The sequence below is a fragment of the Domibacillus enclensis genome (assembly GCF_900156125.1).
GTDB classification, from domain to species: domain Bacteria; phylum Bacillota; class Bacilli; order Bacillales; family Domibacillaceae; genus Domibacillus; species Domibacillus enclensis.
In genome coordinates this window covers 578,009-594,110 of the sequence record NZ_FTLX01000002.1, presented here as the reverse complement: position 1 = coordinate 594,110, position 16,102 = coordinate 578,009, and the positions used below count along the sequence as shown (strand labels likewise).

The following is a 16,102-nucleotide window of genomic DNA, read 5'->3' as shown; positions in this document are numbered from 1 at the left end:
AGCACGCCGTCAGGAAGACCGGCTTCTTTAAACAAGTCGACCAATTTTGCCGCGAGCAACGGTGTACGCTCGGATGGCTTCAAAACAAATGTATTTCCGCATGCAATCGCCAGCGGGTACATCCAGCATGGCACCATCATCGGAAAGTTGAACGGGGTGATCCCGCCAACAACACCCACCGGATAGCGGTACATGCCGGACTCAATGTTCGTGGCGATATCCGGAAGCTGGCTGCCCATCATGAGCGTCGGCGCCCCAGCGGCAAACTCGACGCATTCAATGCCGCGCTGCACCTCGCCCATTGCTTCCGACAGGCTTTTGCCGTTTTCAATCGTAATCAGCTTCGCCAGCTCTTCCCAGTTGTCGACGAGCAGCTGCTGGTACTTGAACAGGATGCGGGCACGCTTTGGTACAGCCGTTTGCGACCAGGATTGAAACGCTTTCTCAGCCGCTTCGACTGCCCGGATGACGTCCTCTTTTGACGATAGTGGCACCTGCGCAATCTCTTCACCGGTTGCCGGGTTCACGACCGTTTCGAATTCACCTGATACCGAGTCCACCCATTCACCATTAATATAATTTTTTAGTTTTTCTACATTTGCTTGAATCATGTTCATTTCCCCTTTCGGATAAGTTATTGGAGCACTGATGATGCGTCTGAATAAAGCTTAACAGGCATGCCTTTTTCGAATGATTCCTTCGCTGCCCGGGCAATCCGCTCAGCTTGAAGACCGTCAAAACCACTACAGCTTACTTCTTTATTTTCTGAACACGCTTTCGCAAATTCAATAACTTCATCTATATACGCTTGTGTGTAACGCTCCAGGAAGAAATAAAGCGGTTTCTCTTTTGTTACGTGATCGGCTGTTGAGACTTCGACACTCGTCGGACGGTTGTTGTCTGCCTGAGCAGCTCCCTTATTCCCGAATACTTCAAGCCGCTGATCATATCCATAAACAGCTTGCCGGCTATTATCGATAACCCCTAGCGCACCGTTAGCGAACTTTAATGTAACAATCGCCGTATCAATATCGCCTGCCTGGCCAATTGCTTCATCAATCAATACAGTCCCGGCTGCAGATACTTCGACCACCTCACTGTCCATAATGTAGCGGGCCATATCAAAGTCATGAATCATCATATCCATAAACAGTCCGCCTGATGATTTAATGTAGTCAACGCCTGGCGGCTGCGGGTCGCGTGACGTGATGCGGATAATATGCGGCTGGCCGATGTCACCGTTCTGGACAACGGAGCGGACCTTGCGGAAATTCGGATCGAAGCGGCGGTTAAAGCCGACTTGAAGTTTTACACCTGCTTTTTCTACTTCCTTCAGTGCTGCTTCTGTTTCTTCCACTGAAAAGCTGACTGGTTTTTCACAGAAAATGTGCTTGCCGGCGGCGGCGGCTTCTTTAATGATCGATGCATGTGTTGTTGTCGGAGAGCAAATGAAAATCGCATTGATTTCTGGATCGTTAAGCAGGTCGCGGTAATCTGTCGTTAATGTCTCAATGCCTTTTGATTCGGCCCATTCTTTTAAATGATCGATTACGACATCGGACACACTTTTCACTCGAATTTGCGGAATAAGCTTTAAATTATCTACGTGCAACTGTCCGATTCTTCCTGCACCAATCATTCCTACTGTTACTGTCATAATGATTCCTCCTCAATTACTATACCAATATATTTTTAAGATTAAGCGCTTAACTAACTACTGTAAAATAAAACCCGTGCTGGCTACGGGCTTTATTTAGTATTTGAAAGATCTAGGACAGAAGCCCGCTCGATCAGCTCTGGAGAAAGCATAATGCGGTGTCCGGCCATCGTCGACCGTTCGATAGACTGCAAAAGCTGATGAAACGCGTAGCTTGCCAGCTCCTCGATCGGCTGAGCAATCGTAGTAAGCCCTGGATCGACAATTTCAGCATGAATGGTATTGTCAAATCCGATAACGGAAAGGTCTTCTGGAATTCTCAATCCTGCCTTTCTTGCTTCATTTATTAAGATAACAGCGATTAAATCGTTTGCTGTAAAAACAGCTGTCGGCTTTTCATCCAATGATAAAAGGTGCTGGGCCGCCTGACGTGCCTCCGTGATCGTAGAGCGAGTGTCTATTATAAATCTTTCCTCAAGATCTATCCCTTCTTCGGCCAGCGCCTGCTGAAACCCGGACAATCGCGCCCGGCCTGACTGACGTTTTCGTTCGACAATCATGCCCAGCCTGCGATGCCCTTTTTTCACCAAATATTGTCCGGCGATATACCCGCCCCGCACATTGTCAGTTGTGACAACGTTTGAAGCAACCGACAACTGATCTACAGAAAACAGCAGCAAAGGAACCTGGCGCTCGCTCAATTTTCGAAACGGCTCCAGATCGTTCGGCTCTGTCGCCATAATCACGCCATCCACCTGCTTTTTTAACAGCAGGTCCAAGTATTCCCGTTCACGCTCACTTTTGTAGTCCGTCGCGCACAAAATAATCGCATAGCCCATTTCTCTTGCTTTATTTTCAAGAGCGCGTGCAACCTCCGCAAAAAATGTATTCGCAATATCTGGAACGAGAACGCCAATCGTAAACGTTTTCTTTCCTGTTAAGGCAGCAGCCACACCGCTCGGATGGTAATCCATCCGGTTAATAATCTCCAACACTTTTTTTCGTGTTTTTTCACTAATTCTGCCGGTGTTATTTAAAACCTTTGAAACAGTGGCGATCGATACTCCCGCTTCTTTGGCAACGTCATAGATCGTCGGCTTCATTTCCTATCATACTCCTCTGGCTATTCCTTTCTTCTAGCTTACCATGAAAACAGCCAGAGCAAGAAATCTTCTTATTTCGAAATGCTCTTTACAAAATCAAGCTGCTCCTGGGCATTTTCTTCTGTAATAATATCGATGCCGCTGTCAATGCGCTCTTCCACTGTTTCACCGTTAATCGCTTTCAACGCATTTTCTACTCCCTGATAGCCCATATTATAAGGACTTTGAGCAATCGTTCCAGCGAGCCCTCCACCTAGAATAGATTCAACGGCTTCCTCTGTACCATCTGTTCCAATTACTTTTGTGTCCATGCCCTTTGCTTCTACTGCACGTAGAACGCCAAGAGCCATGTCGTCAGTGGCTGCGAATACACCTTTTACATCCCCATCTTTCTCCATTATGTTTTCCATAACCGACATGGCTTTCGTTTTGTCACTGTCTCCAGGTTGCTCTGCTACGACGTCCATTCCAGCTTCTTCAAGTGCTTCTTTTGCCCCTTTAATTCGGTCATCTGTTGCTGGGTTTCCAAGGGCCCCTGCAATCAAGGCTACTTTATCTCCTTTTTGAAGCATGGAAGCGAGCAATTTCCCGCCTTCCTGACCCGCTGTGAAGTTCTCTGTACCAATAAAAGTCGTTTTGCCTTCAAATTCGGCGTCAGAGTCAATTAATAAAACTGGAAGATCGGTTTGAGCGGCCTGCTCTAATACCGGAACAACGGTATCAGGCTGTGATGGAGACACAACGATAGCTCCTGGCGACTGGCTGACTTGATCCTCGAGCATATTCACCTGCTCAATCACTTGAGATTCTGCTGATGGACCAACAACTGTCACATCGACACCTAATTCTTCACCTGCCGCCAGAGCTCCCGCTTCAACGTATTTCCAATAAGGACTGGAGAGCGTTTTCAAAACGACGGATACGCTTTCATTTCCACCACTGCCTGAATCCGCCTCTCCACTATCGCTACAGCCTGCTGTGAAGGCTAGACAAGAAAGAATAGCTGCTGTCCCAAATACTTTGAATGGTTTTTTCATAATGATTGTTCCCCCTGTATTATAAAATAGGTTAAGCGCTTTATCAAGTGGCAAATTTTAATTTTTCTTACTGTTTCTTTGACGAAGAACGTCAACATACACAGCTGCAATGATAACGATCCCGATAACGGCCATTTGAAAATCGGCTGATACATTCAACAAGTTTAAGCCATTTCGCAGCACCGCTATGATCATAGCACCAATTAATGTACCCCAAACTGTTCCGACTCCGCCGAAAAAGCTGGCGCCGCCGATAATAACCGCCGCAATCGCATCCAGCTCATAGGATAAGCCTGCCAGCGGAAAAGCTGAATTGACACGTCCAACCATGACAAGCCCTGCAAGACCGGCCATCAAACCGCTAATGGTATACACAATAATTAATACGCGGTCGACATTAATACCGGATAAGTGCGCTGCTTCTTTATTGCCGCCAATCGCATAAATGTAGCGCCCGGTCTGTGTTCTTGTTAAGAAAATATGAAAGACAATATAAACCCCGATGACAAGAAGGAAGCTGACCGGAATAGGTCCGACAAACTCACGTCCTAAAAATTGAATCAAATAGGGGAATCCGGCAATTGGCGCTGCAGCTGTAATAATCAATGCAATTCCACGTGCGATGTTCATCGTTCCAAGCGTCGAGATGAATGGGTGCGGCAAACGAAGCTTCGTCAGCAGTAAGCCATTTAATAAGCCAAAAGCCGCTCCAACAGCCAGACAGACGATAATGCCAAGCACAGGGCTCATGCCCATATTCACAGACACAATCCCCATCGTCATGATGGAAATGGCTAAAATGGATCCTACTGATAAATCAATACCTGCTGTTAAAATCGGCAACAGCATACCGATGGCCAAAAGCGCATTAATCGAAGACTGGCGGGCAATATTCATCAAGTTGTTCACAGTTAGAAATTTATCAGACAAAAAGGTTAAAACGACCGTTAAAATAATTAATCCAATTAAAGCGCCAAACTTGCCAAGAAAATGCTTAAAGGATTTTTTCTCGCCTACTGGCTTTTCTTTTTCTATCACTGCTTCGCTCATTTTCTTTACCCTCCCGTAGCTGCTATTAATGGTTTTTCAGCTGCATCCGCTGTCCCTGTAGCCGCTTTCATAATTCGTTCCTGTGTTGCTTCGTTGCGAGGAAGATCAGCGGTAATCCTTCCTTCACTCATGACAAGCACTCTGTCGCACATACCAAGGATCTCAGGAAGATCAGATGAAATCATCAGCACAATGGCACCGTTATCCACAAGCTGGTTCATTAGCCGGTACACTTCAACTTTGGCTCCAACATCAATTCCCCTGGTTGGCTCATCGAATATAAAGACCTTCGCATTCGTGCAAAGCCATTTGGCAATGACCACCTTTTGCTGATTGCCGCCGCTTAGTTTCCGTGCATGCAAATCAATATCGCTTGGGCGAACTTTGAGCTCCTTCACATAGTTGTCTGCTTCATCACGGATACCTTTTAAATTCACTAAATTGGACTTATTTTTGAATTTCTTCATATTAGCAAGGCCAATGTTAAAGTCCAGCGGCTGGTCAAGAAGAAGCCCTTCGCTTTTTCGGTCTTCCGTAATAAACGCCATTCCCGCTTTAATCGCATCCTTCGGTGATTTTATCTTCACCTGTTTTCCATCAATAAATAGGTTTCCGTGTTCACGTTTATCGGCGCCGAAAATGGCTCTGGCCAGTTCCGTTCTTCCCGCACCAACTAACCCAGAAATCCCGACAATTTCACCGTAGTGAATTGAAAAATCAACAGGTGCCTCAGTCCCTGCTACTTTTAAATTTTCAACACGAAATCCTTCACGGCCAGGCTCAAACGATTTTTTCGGGTACTTCTCATCTAACGACCGTCCGACCATCAGTTCAATCCAGTGATCAGTTTCGGTTGTTTTTACGGGCAGCGTCTCAATTTTATAGCCGTCGCGCAGAACGGTAATGCGGTCACCCATTCTTCTGATTTCGTCGAGTCTGTGTGAAATAAAGACGATAGCAATGCCTCTTTCAGTCAACTGCTCTACACAATCGTACAGCTGCTCCACCTCTGATCCACTTAAGCTGGCCGTCGGTTCATCCATAATGATCAGTTTCGCATCTAGGGTAAGCGCTTTAGCAATTTCCACAAGCTGTTGCTGGCCGATGCCAAGCTCCCCGAGAATTTGATCCGCAATCTTCGGATCCTGCCCGAGCATACCAAGAGCACGTTCCGCTTCCTTTTTCATTTTTTTATGGTCAATCATCGACATTTTGCCGCCCTTTTTAATTTCACGGCCCAAGAAAATGTTTTCATATACCTTCAGTTCCGGGATCACGTTTAGCTCTTGATAAATCGTCGCGATCCCAAGGTTCATTGCATCAACAGGGTTGTTTACCTGAACCTGTTTCCCTTCCCAGTACACTTCCCCTGCATCCTTTTGATATGCGCCTGTCATAATTTTGATGAGTGTTGATTTTCCAGCGCCATTTTCGCCAAGCAATACATGAACTTCTCCAGCGGTCACTTCAAGGTCGATCCCCTTAAGCACATGATTTTGATTAAAGCTCTTTTTGATTCCCTTCAATTCAAGAAGACTGCCAGCATGAACTGCCATTAAAAGACCCCTTTCCAGCATATTTCGCTTCAAAATTAAAGAAAGCGTTTTCTCAACTTATTTGAATTATAAGTTGAGACTTGTATTATTTCAACTATTATTTTGAATTTTTTGATTTTCCTTGCTCTTTAGTCCATTTTCATTAGTGGATTGTCAGCTTGTCAAACACCTTAACTTTTTCTCCTGTCTGAAACGACTGCTTCGCCGCCAATGCAATTTCCAGCGCCCGGACGCCATCCTTTGCTGATACAGGAGATGTTTCATTTTCACGCACACGTTGAATAAAAGCATCCATTTCGATTGTATAGGCATCTGAGAAACGAACAGGAAAACTCGGCAGCAGGTCGTGCGTTTTTCCAGATTTCGTTAGTATATGCACATGATGCTGCTGCAGGTCACCGATAAAAAGCGTTCCTTCCGTTCCAATCACCTCGGCTCGAATATCATACCCGTAATGCGCATTCCGACTGGCTTCCACATCGCCGGCTGCTCCTGTATTGAATTCCAGATATGTTAAGGATTGATCGACATCGCCGTACTTTTCCATAAACGGATATTTCAAAATCCGTCCGTGTGCCGAAACAGCTGTTACCTCAGCATTCATTAAATAACGAGCAGCATCAAAATCGTGAATAGCCATATCGACAAATATGCCGCCGCTATTCGGGATAAATGATTCATGCGGCGCATCGGGGTCGCGGGAAATTCCACGGTAATAAATAGGCTGACCAATATCGCCCGCGTCAATCCGTCGCTTTGCTTCTACATAGGCTGGGTCAAACCGTCTCATAAAGCCAACCTGGCAAAACAAATTTGTTTCCTGTATCCGCTTTTCAATGGCATATGCTTCTTCTAGATTAATCGTCAGTGGTTTTTCTACGAAGACTGCTTTTCCGGACTGTGCGGCTTTTTGGAGCAGGTCATAGTGTGTACTCGTTGGAGAAGCGATTATAATCGCTTCGACTGCTTCATTTTGAAACACCTCATCAGGATTCACAGTAAAAGACGGCACCTCCAATTCCTGCGCCACTTTTGCTGCCATATCTTTGTTTTGATCGCAGACAATGTGCAGCTCCGCGCCACGAATTTTTGATACATTGACAGCATGCCAGTAACCAAGGCGGCCAAGTCCAATTACAGCTGTTTTTACCTTTTTCATTTTTTCTCCTCCAATTTTATAAGAGTTGATTAATCGATTAATCAAAAGTGAAGCGCTTTCCTAAATGGATCATAGCGCATATTATTCTTTTTTTCAATTTATTTTTTTCTTTTTTGCGCAGAAACTCTTTCAACAAGTGCCGGAGGATACACAGCCGCTTTCCTCACATCTCTCCCGCTCTTCATTTTGTCAATGAGCAAATCAATCCCTTTATAGCTGATTTTTTTTACCGGCATTGAAATGGCGGTTACCTGAGGTGACACAATTTCACACAAAAACGTATTATCAAGACCGATGACGGACAGCTCAGCCGGAATGGACAGGTTTAACTCTCTGGCTGCTTGAATTATGCCGACAGCAATCACATCATTCCCTCCAAAAAGAGCGGTCGGCTTTTTTTCTCGAATGACCTCTTTGGCCACTTTTTTTGCCCGTTCAATGGATGCTTCTGCAAAAAAAACAGGCGGTGCATTTTTGCCCAATTCCTGAAATCTCTTTTGAAAACCTGTTATACGGCCAGGGCTGCTGAGCGAGTCTTTTTCAGCGATCATGGCCACGTTTATGTGGTTTAGTGATACTAAGTAATCCGCTGCCATCTGCCCTGCCTGCTCATCGTCCCCTGTTACACTGTCAAATTGAAATTCATTCCGCTCATGGGCCAGACAAAGTGACGGAAATCCCTCCTGTTCCAACTCTTGTAACAGCTGCTCATTTTGAAATTTTGATGTAATAATAAAACCATCTACATTTTTTTGACGGAGGATGTCAGCCTGCACACGTTCTTTTTGAGGGTCATTTTCTGTGCTGCACATAATAATGCTAAATCCGCATGCCTGGGCTCTTTCTTCCGCATACTTCACGTATTCCATATAAATCGGGTTCAGCATATCCGGCACAAAAAAACCGATTGTTCGTGCCGGTTTTCCCTTAAGGACGGATGCTGCTAGATTAGGACGATAGTGAAGCTCATCCATCACCTTTACTACTTTTTTTCGGGTTTCTTCCCCCACCCGCCCCCGGCTGTTTACAACATTTGAAACGGTCGCCGCTGAGACACCGGCTTTTTGTGCAATATCATAAATTGTTGGCTTCATAAGCCGATCCATCCTTTTTTCTTTTCATTATAACAAGAAAAAACAAAAAATTTACTCGATTGACATGTACTTGACATAATTCTCGGGTACAATGAAATCATTAAGTAAAGGAATTGTACAGGAGGAAGAATGATGAAGAAGAAAACAATGTCATATGTGATGACGGGCGCGCTCTCCATCACCATTTTAAGCGGCGTTCCCTCTTCTCCAGCTCAAGCCGCTTCCCCTCAGTTAATTAAAGAACAAGCGGCACCGGCCGTTACACGATCTGGAACAAAAAGCTTTGCGGAGGTCATTGCGGATCAAGCAGCGGCACTTGGCATTCATATTGAAGGCGATGATTTAGAGACAGCGGCGAAAAAGGTTCGGCTGGCTAAGCTTCAAAAGCAAGCGGACTACTACGGCATTGAAACAGAGAACAAAGAAGAAAAAGCGCTGCGCCTCCAAATTAAAAGAGCGCACGAAGTAGATGTACATAACATGGCGGATTATTTCGGCATTGAAACAGAAGGACAGCGTGTAAAAGAAATTATTGCGTCTATTGCAGATGTAAACCCGGAAGCGGCACAGCAATTAAATGGATTTTATTAAAACCGGCCAACCTTGGTCGGTTTTTTCTCACAATGAAGCCCATGTTTCAGCAGAAAGGAAAGATGAACGATGCAAACGATTTTAATAGCAGAAGATGAACCCGCCATCAGCCAGGTACTGAAGGTGTATTTAGCGAAAGCCGGCTTTCAGGTGATTCAAGCGTTTAACGGGACAGAAGCTGTAAAGCAATTCCACCAGGTGTCTCCTGCTCTTGTCCTTCTCGATGTCATGATGCCTGGCAAAGACGGCTGGGCGGTATTAAAAGAAATTCGAGCGTCCGGAAGCTGTCCGGTTATTATGCTGACGGCGCTGAATGATGTGAATTACCGACTGGACGGCTTAAACAGCGGGGCGGATGATTATATTTCCAAGCCTTTTATCGCAGACGAGGTCGTGGCGCGTGTCAGGGCGGTACTGCGCCGGTCGGAGGAAGCACCAGTCCGGACAAATGATCAAGTGCATCAGTACGGAAGCTTAACGATTGACTTTACAGCGCACCGTGTTACTTTGGCCCAAAAAGAGATCGCGCTGACGCCACGCGACTTGTCGCTTCTCCTATTTCTAGCTTCGTCACCGAACCGGACATTCACACGTGACCAGCTGCTGGATGAAGTATGGGGGCACGATTATGATGGCAGTGACCGCGCTGTTGATTTATCAGTGAAACGCATTCGCAAAGCGCTGGCGAAATGGCCTTCATCTGAAGGGGAAATTAAAACATTGCGCGGATTGGGGTATCAATTTGTTGTTGACGAGTAAAAAACGGCGCATTTCGCTGCTGCGTTATTGGACAACAAGATATGCAATTACATTAGCCATCGGTCTCCTTGTCCTCGCCATGCTGTCTGTTGTCTGGATTCGGCACACGACGCTTGAAAACCGTCTCGATGTCTCCGAGTTTTTGGCAGCGGAATTAGCGGGGCGGATTGCGGGCAGCCAGCAGGGCAGTGAAGGACGCACAAGCGCGGCCTACCTCGATCAGGACATGCTCGACGCACGGGATGAGCTGATGAAGATGGAGTCTCCCCCGTCTATCTTTATTACCGATGCAGGCGGCACGATTTTGTCAGAAGGCGAACAGGATTTGTATGAAGAAAACGCGTTTCCTTCCTCCGTGTTGGAAAAAAACAGTGATGTTCAAACGTTTTCCGGCTTGAAGAACGATATGCTCGTTTATTTAATCAAAAAACCAATAGTCGTCGATGATGTTACGTTCGGGTGGGTAGTGATGCTTCAGCCGGAAGACGAATTTGCGGATCTGAATGACGAATACCGGCTGCTTGCTCTTCTCATTATCGGCAGCGGGCTGCTTGGATGGGCGGCCATTTACATTTTATCGCGCCGCCTTTCCCGGCCGATTAGTGCCGCCGCTGCAGCCGCAAAAGAAATCCGCAACGGCAATTACGGCGTCTCCCTCATTCCGTCCAAAGCGAAGGAGCAGGAAGTGTATGACCTCGTAACCTCCTTTAATGATATGGCCGTACGGCTTGAACAGCTTGAAGCGATCCGCGCTGAACTGCTGGCCGGTGTCACACATGAGCTGAAAACACCCGTTACGTCAATCAGCGGACTGCTTCAAGCGGTAAAAGATGATGTGGTGACGGGCGATGAAGCCAAGGAATTTATCAGGATTTCATTAAGCGAAACGGAACGGATGCAAACGATGATCAATGACTTGCTTGAATTTAATACATTTGCAGCGAACGCCTTGCCCGTTTCAACGGCCCCGCACGAATTAAATGAGTTAACGAAAAGGATTGTACACGAATGGAATCTGGCCCGTAACCCAGAGGGGATTCCCGTTCATTTCCAGGCGTACCTGCACGATTTGCTTGTCCTGATGGACCCCGACCGCTTTCGCCAGATTATGATGAACCTGCTCAACAACGCGGCTCATGCCATTGAAGAAAAGGGACAGATGACGATTACGGTTCGAAATGAAGACCCATGTGCCCTTGTTGACGTATCCGACACGGGAATCGGCATCCCGGATTCCGAGCAAACGCTTATATTTGAACGTTTTTACCGGGGTGAAAACAAGAAATACAAAGTGCGCGGCCTCGGACTTGGCCTGCCATTCAGCCAGCTGCTGGCCCGAGCGATGGGCGGCGACCTGGAGCTAAAAGAAACATCCCCGCTCGGCACCACCTTTACACTGAAAATGAAAAAACAAAACCGGCCCCCTAAATAGGAGCCGGTTTCTTTTTTTACTCTGAAATGCCCTGTTCGATTTCATCTGCCTGTGCCATCACAGACTGAAGTCCGCCGCCTGACAAGTACCAGATGTTCGGATCAAGGTAAACGACATTGTCGTTTGATACGGCTTTTGTTCCCTTCACAAGGTCGTTTTCCACCACCTGCTTCACGGACGATTCTCCTTCTGTCACAACCGCACCACGGTCTACAACAAACAAGTAATCCGGATCGGTTTCAACAAGGTATTCAAACGAAATACTTTGTCCGTGTGTGGATACTTCCAGGTTCTCATCGGCTGCTTTTACACCGAACACATCATGAATGATGCCAAAGCGTGAAGCCGGGCCATACGCACTGATCTTGCCTTCATTCGCCAAAATCACAAGACCGTTTCCTTGTAACGCCGATGCTTTCTCATGAAGCGCTGCTACTTTTTCATCAATAGCAGAAAGCTTTTCTTCTACTTCTGCCTCCTGATCAAAAATCTGGCCAACCGTTGTTGCGTTTTTCTTAAAGGATTCCATGTAGTTCGCCGTGTCCACTCCCAAATAAATGGTTGGGGCAATTTCAGCAAACTGGTCGTACAGATCCATTTGACGGCCGGAAATAATAATTAAATCCGGGGCCAGCTCATTGATTTTCTCAAAATCAGGCTCTTTCAGGCTGCCCGCATTTTCATACTTTTCATCTTCAAACTGTGACAAGTAATCCGGAATGTTTTCTTGTGGGAGGGCAACCGGCTCAATGCCAAGCTCCGCCATTGTATCCAGTGTACCAAAGTCAAAGACAACAACTTTTTCCGGATTCACGGGTACTGTCGTTTCGCCAAGCTCATGCTTTACCGTTACTTCTGATGGTGCTTCATCGCTTTCTGCCGGCTCCGCTGCTCCTTCTTCACCTGAAGTGGATGAGCCGCACGCTGCTGCAACCATTGCAAAAAGAGCCATTACGAGTAATAAAAGATATTTTTTCATTGGTTTCTCCTTTAATTAGCTGAAATACACGCATATTTTTTGATTATTGATTTCCTGAATGGGCATTTCCATTCCATACACTTGCTTTAATACCAGGCTTGTCATAATGTCATTGACCGTTCCCTGCGCTTCGATTTTGCCGTCCTTCAGCGCCACGATGTAATCGGAATAAACCGAGGCAAAGTTAATGTCATGGATGACGATCAGCACCGTTTTGCCCAGCTCATTTGCCAGTCTGCGCAGCACCTTCATAATTTGAACGGAATGCTTCATGTCCAGATTATTCAGCGGCTCATCGAGTAAGATGTAGTCCGTATCCTGCGCAATCGTCATCGCAATAAACGCGCGCTGCTTCTGGCCGCCGGACAGCTGGTCCAAATACCGGTCCTGCATATCTTCGAGCTCCATATAGCGAATCGCTTCATCGATATACACTTGATCTTCCTTCGTCAGCTTTCCTTGCGAATACGGAAAACGGCCGAATGACACAAGGTCGCGGACCGACAAGCGCAGGCTCAAATGATTCGACTGCTTCAAAATGGCGATTTTTTTCGCCAGCTCCCGGCTTTTCGTTTCATTCACCTTTTGCCCATCAATAAGCACTTCGCCCGTGTCCGCATTCATTAAGCGGCTAATAATGGACAAAAGCGTACTTTTCCCGGCGCCGTTCGGACCGATAAACGAAGTGATTTTGCCCTTTTGAATCGACACAGAGACATCATCCACTACTGCTTTTAATCCGTAAGATTTCGAGATTGATTTCACTTCTACCATTATGATTTGCTCTCCCTTAACAATAAGTATATGAAGTAAATGCCACCGACAAAGTTAATGATGACACTGAGCTGTGTTGAAAACGTAAACACATGCTCGACAAGCACTTGTCCAGCCGAAAGGGCGACAATCGAGACGAGGGCGGAAGCGAAGATAAGCACCGAATGCTTATATGTTTTAAACATTTCATACGCCACGTTCACAACGAGCAGCCCAAGAAACGTAATCGGTCCAACGAGTGCCGTTGCCACGGAAATGAGCACGGCCACGATCACGAGCAGACGCTTGACGGTATAGTCATAATCCACTCCCAGGTTCACGGCTGTTTCTTTCCCGAGCGATAAGACGTCCAAATACTTCACAAATTTCATCATGTACAAGAGAACCACCGCTGTGATCACACTGGCCATGACCAGCACGTCTGTCTGGATGTTATTAAAGCTCGCAAACATCCGGTCTAGAATAATTTGAAATTCATTCGGATCAATCAGCACCTGCATAAACGAGGTGAAACTGCCGAAAAACGTTCCGACAATCAAGCCAAGCAGCAGCAAAAAGTAAATGTTCTGCCCTTCCCGTTTAAACAGAATGCGGTATAAAACAAGAGCGAAAACGATCATAAAGCCTAGCGAAATCGCAAAATTCACCTGCTTGTTCATCACCGTCAAGCTAGTTGAGCCGAGAAAGAACACAAGCGTTGTTTGCACGAGCATATAAAGCGAATCAAGCCCAATAATGCTCGGCGTTAAAATCCGGTTGTTCGTAATCGTTTGAAACAGGAGCGTCGCAATGGCAATAACTGTTCCGGTGAGAACAATCGCCGCCATTTTCTCTGCGCGTCTTGGCAGTGCATAGTCCCAGTTCGCTCCGAGTTCAATAAACATAAAGCCTGTAATCGAGACAGCCGCCAGCACAATTAACAGTATCAGTTTCCCTTTTTCACGCATAATCCCGTCTCCTCATCAGCAAGTAAATAAAGATGCCGCTCCCGATCACGCCAACCGTTAAGCCGATTGGAATTTCGTACGGGAAGATGATGATTCGTCCGAGAATATCGCAAAACAAGATAAAGACGGCTCCAAGCAGCGCTGTGTCAAACAAGCTGTTTTTCAGATTATCGCCCCGGTAAAGAGAGACAATGTTCGGAACGACAAGGCCAAGAAATGGGATCAGTCCGACCGTCAGTACAACAAGTGTCGTTGACAGGGCGACGATGATCAGCCCAACATTCACCGCCTGCTTATAATTTAATCCCAGGTTTTTCGCAAAATCTTCGCCGAGGCCGGCAATCGTGAACCGGTCAGCAAATATGTACGCAATCATCACAAGCGGAATGCTGATGTACAGCATTTCGTAACGGCCGGCCGTAATCATCGAAAAATCTCCCTGCAGCCAGGCTGACATGTTTTGAATTAAGTCATGCTTGTACGCAAAAAAAGTCGTAATCGAGCTGATGATGTTCCCGAACATGAGCCCGACGAGCGGAATGAAGATCGGGTCTTTCATTTTGATCCGGTCAAGAATTTTCATAAACAAAAATGTACCGACTAATGAAAACACAAAGGCAACGATCATTTTTTCAAACGGGCTTGCCGATGTAAACACAATAAGCGCGATTAAGATCCCAAAACGGGCCGAGTCCATCGTGCCCGCCGTTGTCGGCGAAACGAATTTATTGCGGCTCAGCTGCTGCATAATAAACCCGCTGATGCTTAGCGTCACACCTGCAATTAAAATACTGATCAGCCGCGGCACCCGGCTTTGCCAGAAGATTTGTGTTTGATGATCGTCAAACCGGAATAAATCCAGCGGTGAAATGCGGGTGACACCTACGAATAACGATGTACATGATAGTGCAATGAGCAAGAAAACCAAATAACGTTTTTTCATAATTTGTCCTAACCTTTATATTGCCGAAAAGAGTGATAGAGATATTCATTCTCAATTGACTACAAAAATATAAATGCCGATTATAAACCGGCACGCGTTCAAGACAAGTTGCGGCGAATCTGATCCAACGTCCTCAGACATTCTGCAAACACATCCGGATCAATACCGGAAGAGGCATCTTGAATCGTCTGCTCGGCAATGGCTGTGTATTCATCTTGAAGCCGTTTGCTTTGTTCCGATAAAAACACAAGATTGATCCGCTTGTCAGTCGGATGAGGCCGTCTTTCAATCAGTCCGCTCCGTTCCATGTTCGCAACAAGTCGCGATACACTCGGTTCATCCCGCTCATTTAACGAAGCGAGCGACTGCTGCGTTTGTCCGTCCCGATCAAATAATCGGCTGAGCACCTGCCATTGTTCATGTGTAATCGGGTAGCCCTTTAAACGGAAATACTGGTTCAGCCTATTCGTCATCAGCCGTGAGCCTTGAAACAATTTATACCCAAGTGATTCATCGAGCTTGTACATCACCATTCTCCTCTAACAGCTTTTCCACTTTATTGTAAAGGAAAGAACTTGTCGGCGCAAGTACATATCCGACTAAACAGACAGGTTTGATGAAACTTCTGTGAACGTCTCATTCGTAAAGTCCACGATATATGCCGGTTTTTCTTTTTTCTGACGGTGACCGGCTACATGAATCGGACTTTTCTTCCAGCCTTTATACGCTTCTTCCGTTTCCCAGCGAATCGTTACAATCACTTTTTCCTCTTCTTTGTTTCGTGTACGGACAAGAATGCGCTTGTCAACAGAGCCGTCCATCTCCGCCATCGCATTTTTCCCCTGAAAATCTTCAACAATTAAATGCCCGGTTCCAGGCTTGACCGTAATAGTTTTCATTTCAACAAACATTGAGCTCCTCCTTGCTTTTTAAATGAGAATAATTATCACCTCTTTATTATATTGATAATGATTTTCACTGTCAATGATTTTCCGCATATCGACGGAAAAACGATTCCAGC

Annotated in this window: 17 protein-coding genes; 3 read left to right on the top strand and 14 right to left on the bottom strand. The window is 46.1% G+C overall.

What is annotated here, in order from left to right; translation table 11 throughout:
* From BW952_RS06705 to BW952_RS06670, 8 genes are all read right to left on the bottom strand, one after another.
* Nucleotides 1-617 (bottom strand): aldehyde dehydrogenase family protein (locus BW952_RS06705; protein ID WP_420809995.1); only part of this gene is annotated, 617 nt, incomplete at its 3' end.
* A 17-nt stretch (nt 618-634) separates the two neighbouring features.
* Nucleotides 635-1,660 carry an inositol 2-dehydrogenase gene (gene iolG, locus BW952_RS06700; protein ID WP_175607567.1) on the bottom strand — a complete coding sequence of 342 codons (1,026 nt, stop codon included), beginning with the start codon at nt 1,658-1,660 and terminating at the stop codon, nt 635-637.
* An 89-nt stretch (nt 1,661-1,749) separates the two neighbouring features.
* On the bottom strand, nt 1,750-2,760 hold the full coding sequence (locus tag BW952_RS06695; RefSeq protein WP_045850457.1) for a LacI family DNA-binding transcriptional regulator: 1,011 nt from the start codon (nt 2,758-2,760) through the stop codon (nt 1,750-1,752).
* 71 nt (nt 2,761-2,831) lie between these two features.
* Nucleotides 2,832-3,797 carry a sugar ABC transporter substrate-binding protein gene (locus BW952_RS06690; RefSeq protein WP_045850456.1) on the bottom strand — a complete coding sequence of 322 codons (966 nt, stop codon included), beginning with the start codon at nt 3,795-3,797 and terminating at the stop codon, nt 2,832-2,834.
* A 57-nt stretch (nt 3,798-3,854) separates the two neighbouring features.
* A complete protein-coding gene (locus BW952_RS06685) occupies nt 3,855-4,847 on the bottom strand; it encodes an ABC transporter permease (RefSeq protein WP_045850455.1) in 993 nt (330 codons plus the stop codon).
* A gap of 5 nt (nt 4,848-4,852) precedes the next feature.
* Nucleotides 4,853-6,403, bottom strand: a complete 1,551-nt coding sequence (locus BW952_RS06680) for a sugar ABC transporter ATP-binding protein (RefSeq protein WP_045850454.1) — start codon at nt 6,401-6,403, stop codon at nt 4,853-4,855.
* 142 nt (nt 6,404-6,545) lie between these two features.
* Nucleotides 6,546-7,562, bottom strand: coding sequence for an inositol 2-dehydrogenase (gene iolG, locus BW952_RS06675; protein ID WP_045850453.1), 1,017 nt, complete (start codon nt 7,560-7,562; stop codon nt 6,546-6,548).
* Between the two features lie 98 nt (nt 7,563-7,660).
* Nucleotides 7,661-8,656 (bottom strand): LacI family DNA-binding transcriptional regulator, encoded by a 996-nt coding sequence (locus BW952_RS06670; protein WP_045850452.1) that lies wholly within the window; start codon nt 8,654-8,656, stop codon nt 7,661-7,663.
* Between the two features lie 132 nt (nt 8,657-8,788).
* Here BW952_RS06670 and BW952_RS06665 point away from each other — a divergent pair, with 132 nt between their 5' ends.
* The 3 genes from BW952_RS06665 to BW952_RS06655 all read left to right on the top strand — a co-directional run bounded on the left by BW952_RS06665 (nt 8,789) and on the right by BW952_RS06655 (nt 11,438).
* Nucleotides 8,789-9,247 (top strand): hypothetical protein, encoded by a 459-nt coding sequence (locus BW952_RS06665; RefSeq protein ID WP_045850451.1) that lies wholly within the window; start codon nt 8,789-8,791, stop codon nt 9,245-9,247.
* 69 nt (nt 9,248-9,316) lie between these two features.
* Nucleotides 9,317-10,006: a response regulator transcription factor gene (locus BW952_RS06660; protein ID WP_045850450.1), complete on the top strand. Its 690-nt coding sequence runs from the start codon at nt 9,317-9,319 to the stop codon at nt 10,004-10,006.
* Nucleotides 9,993-11,438: a sensor histidine kinase gene (locus tag BW952_RS06655; protein WP_045850449.1), complete on the top strand. Its 1,446-nt coding sequence runs from the start codon at nt 9,993-9,995 to the stop codon at nt 11,436-11,438. The genes BW952_RS06660 and BW952_RS06655 overlap by 14 nt, the downstream gene beginning before the upstream one ends.
* A 16-nt stretch (nt 11,439-11,454) precedes the next feature.
* Here BW952_RS06655 and BW952_RS06650 read toward each other — a convergent pair whose 3' ends face one another.
* From BW952_RS06650 to BW952_RS06625, 6 genes are all read right to left on the bottom strand, one after another.
* Complete coding sequence (locus BW952_RS06650; protein WP_045850448.1) at nt 11,455-12,417, bottom strand: siderophore ABC transporter substrate-binding protein; 963 nt, start codon at nt 12,415-12,417, stop codon at nt 11,455-11,457.
* 15 nt (nt 12,418-12,432) lie between these two features.
* Entirely contained in the window at nt 12,433-13,191 is a 759-nt protein-coding gene (locus tag BW952_RS06645; protein WP_045850447.1) for an iron ABC transporter ATP-binding protein, read from the bottom strand.
* Entirely contained in the window at nt 13,191-14,138 is a 948-nt protein-coding gene (locus tag BW952_RS06640; protein ID WP_045850446.1) for an iron chelate uptake ABC transporter family permease subunit, read from the bottom strand. The genes BW952_RS06645 and BW952_RS06640 overlap by 1 nt, the downstream gene beginning before the upstream one ends.
* Entirely contained in the window at nt 14,131-15,081 is a 951-nt protein-coding gene (locus BW952_RS06635) for an ABC transporter permease (protein WP_045850445.1), read from the bottom strand. The genes BW952_RS06640 and BW952_RS06635 overlap by 8 nt, the downstream gene beginning before the upstream one ends.
* A 98-nt stretch (nt 15,082-15,179) precedes the next feature.
* The gene (locus tag BW952_RS06630) at nt 15,180-15,608 is read right to left on the bottom strand and encodes a MarR family winged helix-turn-helix transcriptional regulator (protein ID WP_045850444.1); all 429 of its coding nucleotides are present in this window, start codon (nt 15,606-15,608) and stop codon (nt 15,180-15,182) included.
* Between the two features lie 72 nt (nt 15,609-15,680).
* Nucleotides 15,681-15,992, bottom strand: a complete 312-nt coding sequence (locus BW952_RS06625; RefSeq protein WP_045850443.1) for an antibiotic biosynthesis monooxygenase family protein — start codon at nt 15,990-15,992, stop codon at nt 15,681-15,683.
* Nucleotides 15,993-16,102: the final 110 nt, after the last annotated feature.

What these genes read in the sequence shown, in the direction of transcription:
- BW952_RS06685 (WP_045850455.1), bottom strand. Translation starts at nt 4,847, where the DNA reads ATGAGCGAAGCAGTGATAGAAAAAGAAAAGCCAGTAGGCGAGAAAAAA.
- BW952_RS06650 (WP_045850448.1), bottom strand. Translation starts at nt 12,417, where the DNA reads ATGAAAAAATATCTTTTATTACTCGTAATGGCTCTTTTTGCAATGGTT.
- iolG (WP_045850453.1), bottom strand. Translation starts at nt 7,562, where the DNA reads ATGAAAAAGGTAAAAACAGCTGTAATTGGACTTGGCCGCCTTGGTTAC.
- BW952_RS06645 (WP_045850447.1), bottom strand. Translation starts at nt 13,191, where the DNA reads ATGGTAGAAGTGAAATCAATCTCGAAATCTTACGGATTAAAAGCAGTA.
- BW952_RS06625 (WP_045850443.1), bottom strand. Translation starts at nt 15,992, where the DNA reads ATGTTTGTTGAAATGAAAACTATTACGGTCAAGCCTGGAACCGGGCAT.
- BW952_RS06640 (WP_045850446.1), bottom strand. Translation starts at nt 14,138, where the DNA reads ATGCGTGAAAAAGGGAAACTGATACTGTTAATTGTGCTGGCGGCTGTC.
- BW952_RS06635 (WP_045850445.1), bottom strand. Translation starts at nt 15,081, where the DNA reads ATGAAAAAACGTTATTTGGTTTTCTTGCTCATTGCACTATCATGTACA.
- BW952_RS06660 (WP_045850450.1), top strand. Translation starts at nt 9,317, where the DNA reads ATGCAAACGATTTTAATAGCAGAAGATGAACCCGCCATCAGCCAGGTA.
- BW952_RS06690 (WP_045850456.1), bottom strand. Translation starts at nt 3,797, where the DNA reads ATGAAAAAACCATTCAAAGTATTTGGGACAGCAGCTATTCTTTCTTGT.
- BW952_RS06695 (WP_045850457.1), bottom strand. Translation starts at nt 2,760, where the DNA reads ATGAAGCCGACGATCTATGACGTTGCCAAAGAAGCGGGAGTATCGATC.
- BW952_RS06680 (WP_045850454.1), bottom strand. Translation starts at nt 6,403, where the DNA reads ATGGCAGTTCATGCTGGCAGTCTTCTTGAATTGAAGGGAATCAAAAAG.
- BW952_RS06630 (WP_045850444.1), bottom strand. Translation starts at nt 15,608, where the DNA reads ATGTACAAGCTCGATGAATCACTTGGGTATAAATTGTTTCAAGGCTCA.
- BW952_RS06665 (WP_045850451.1), top strand. Translation starts at nt 8,789, where the DNA reads ATGAAGAAGAAAACAATGTCATATGTGATGACGGGCGCGCTCTCCATC.
- BW952_RS06670 (WP_045850452.1), bottom strand. Translation starts at nt 8,656, where the DNA reads ATGAAGCCAACAATTTATGATATTGCACAAAAAGCCGGTGTCTCAGCG.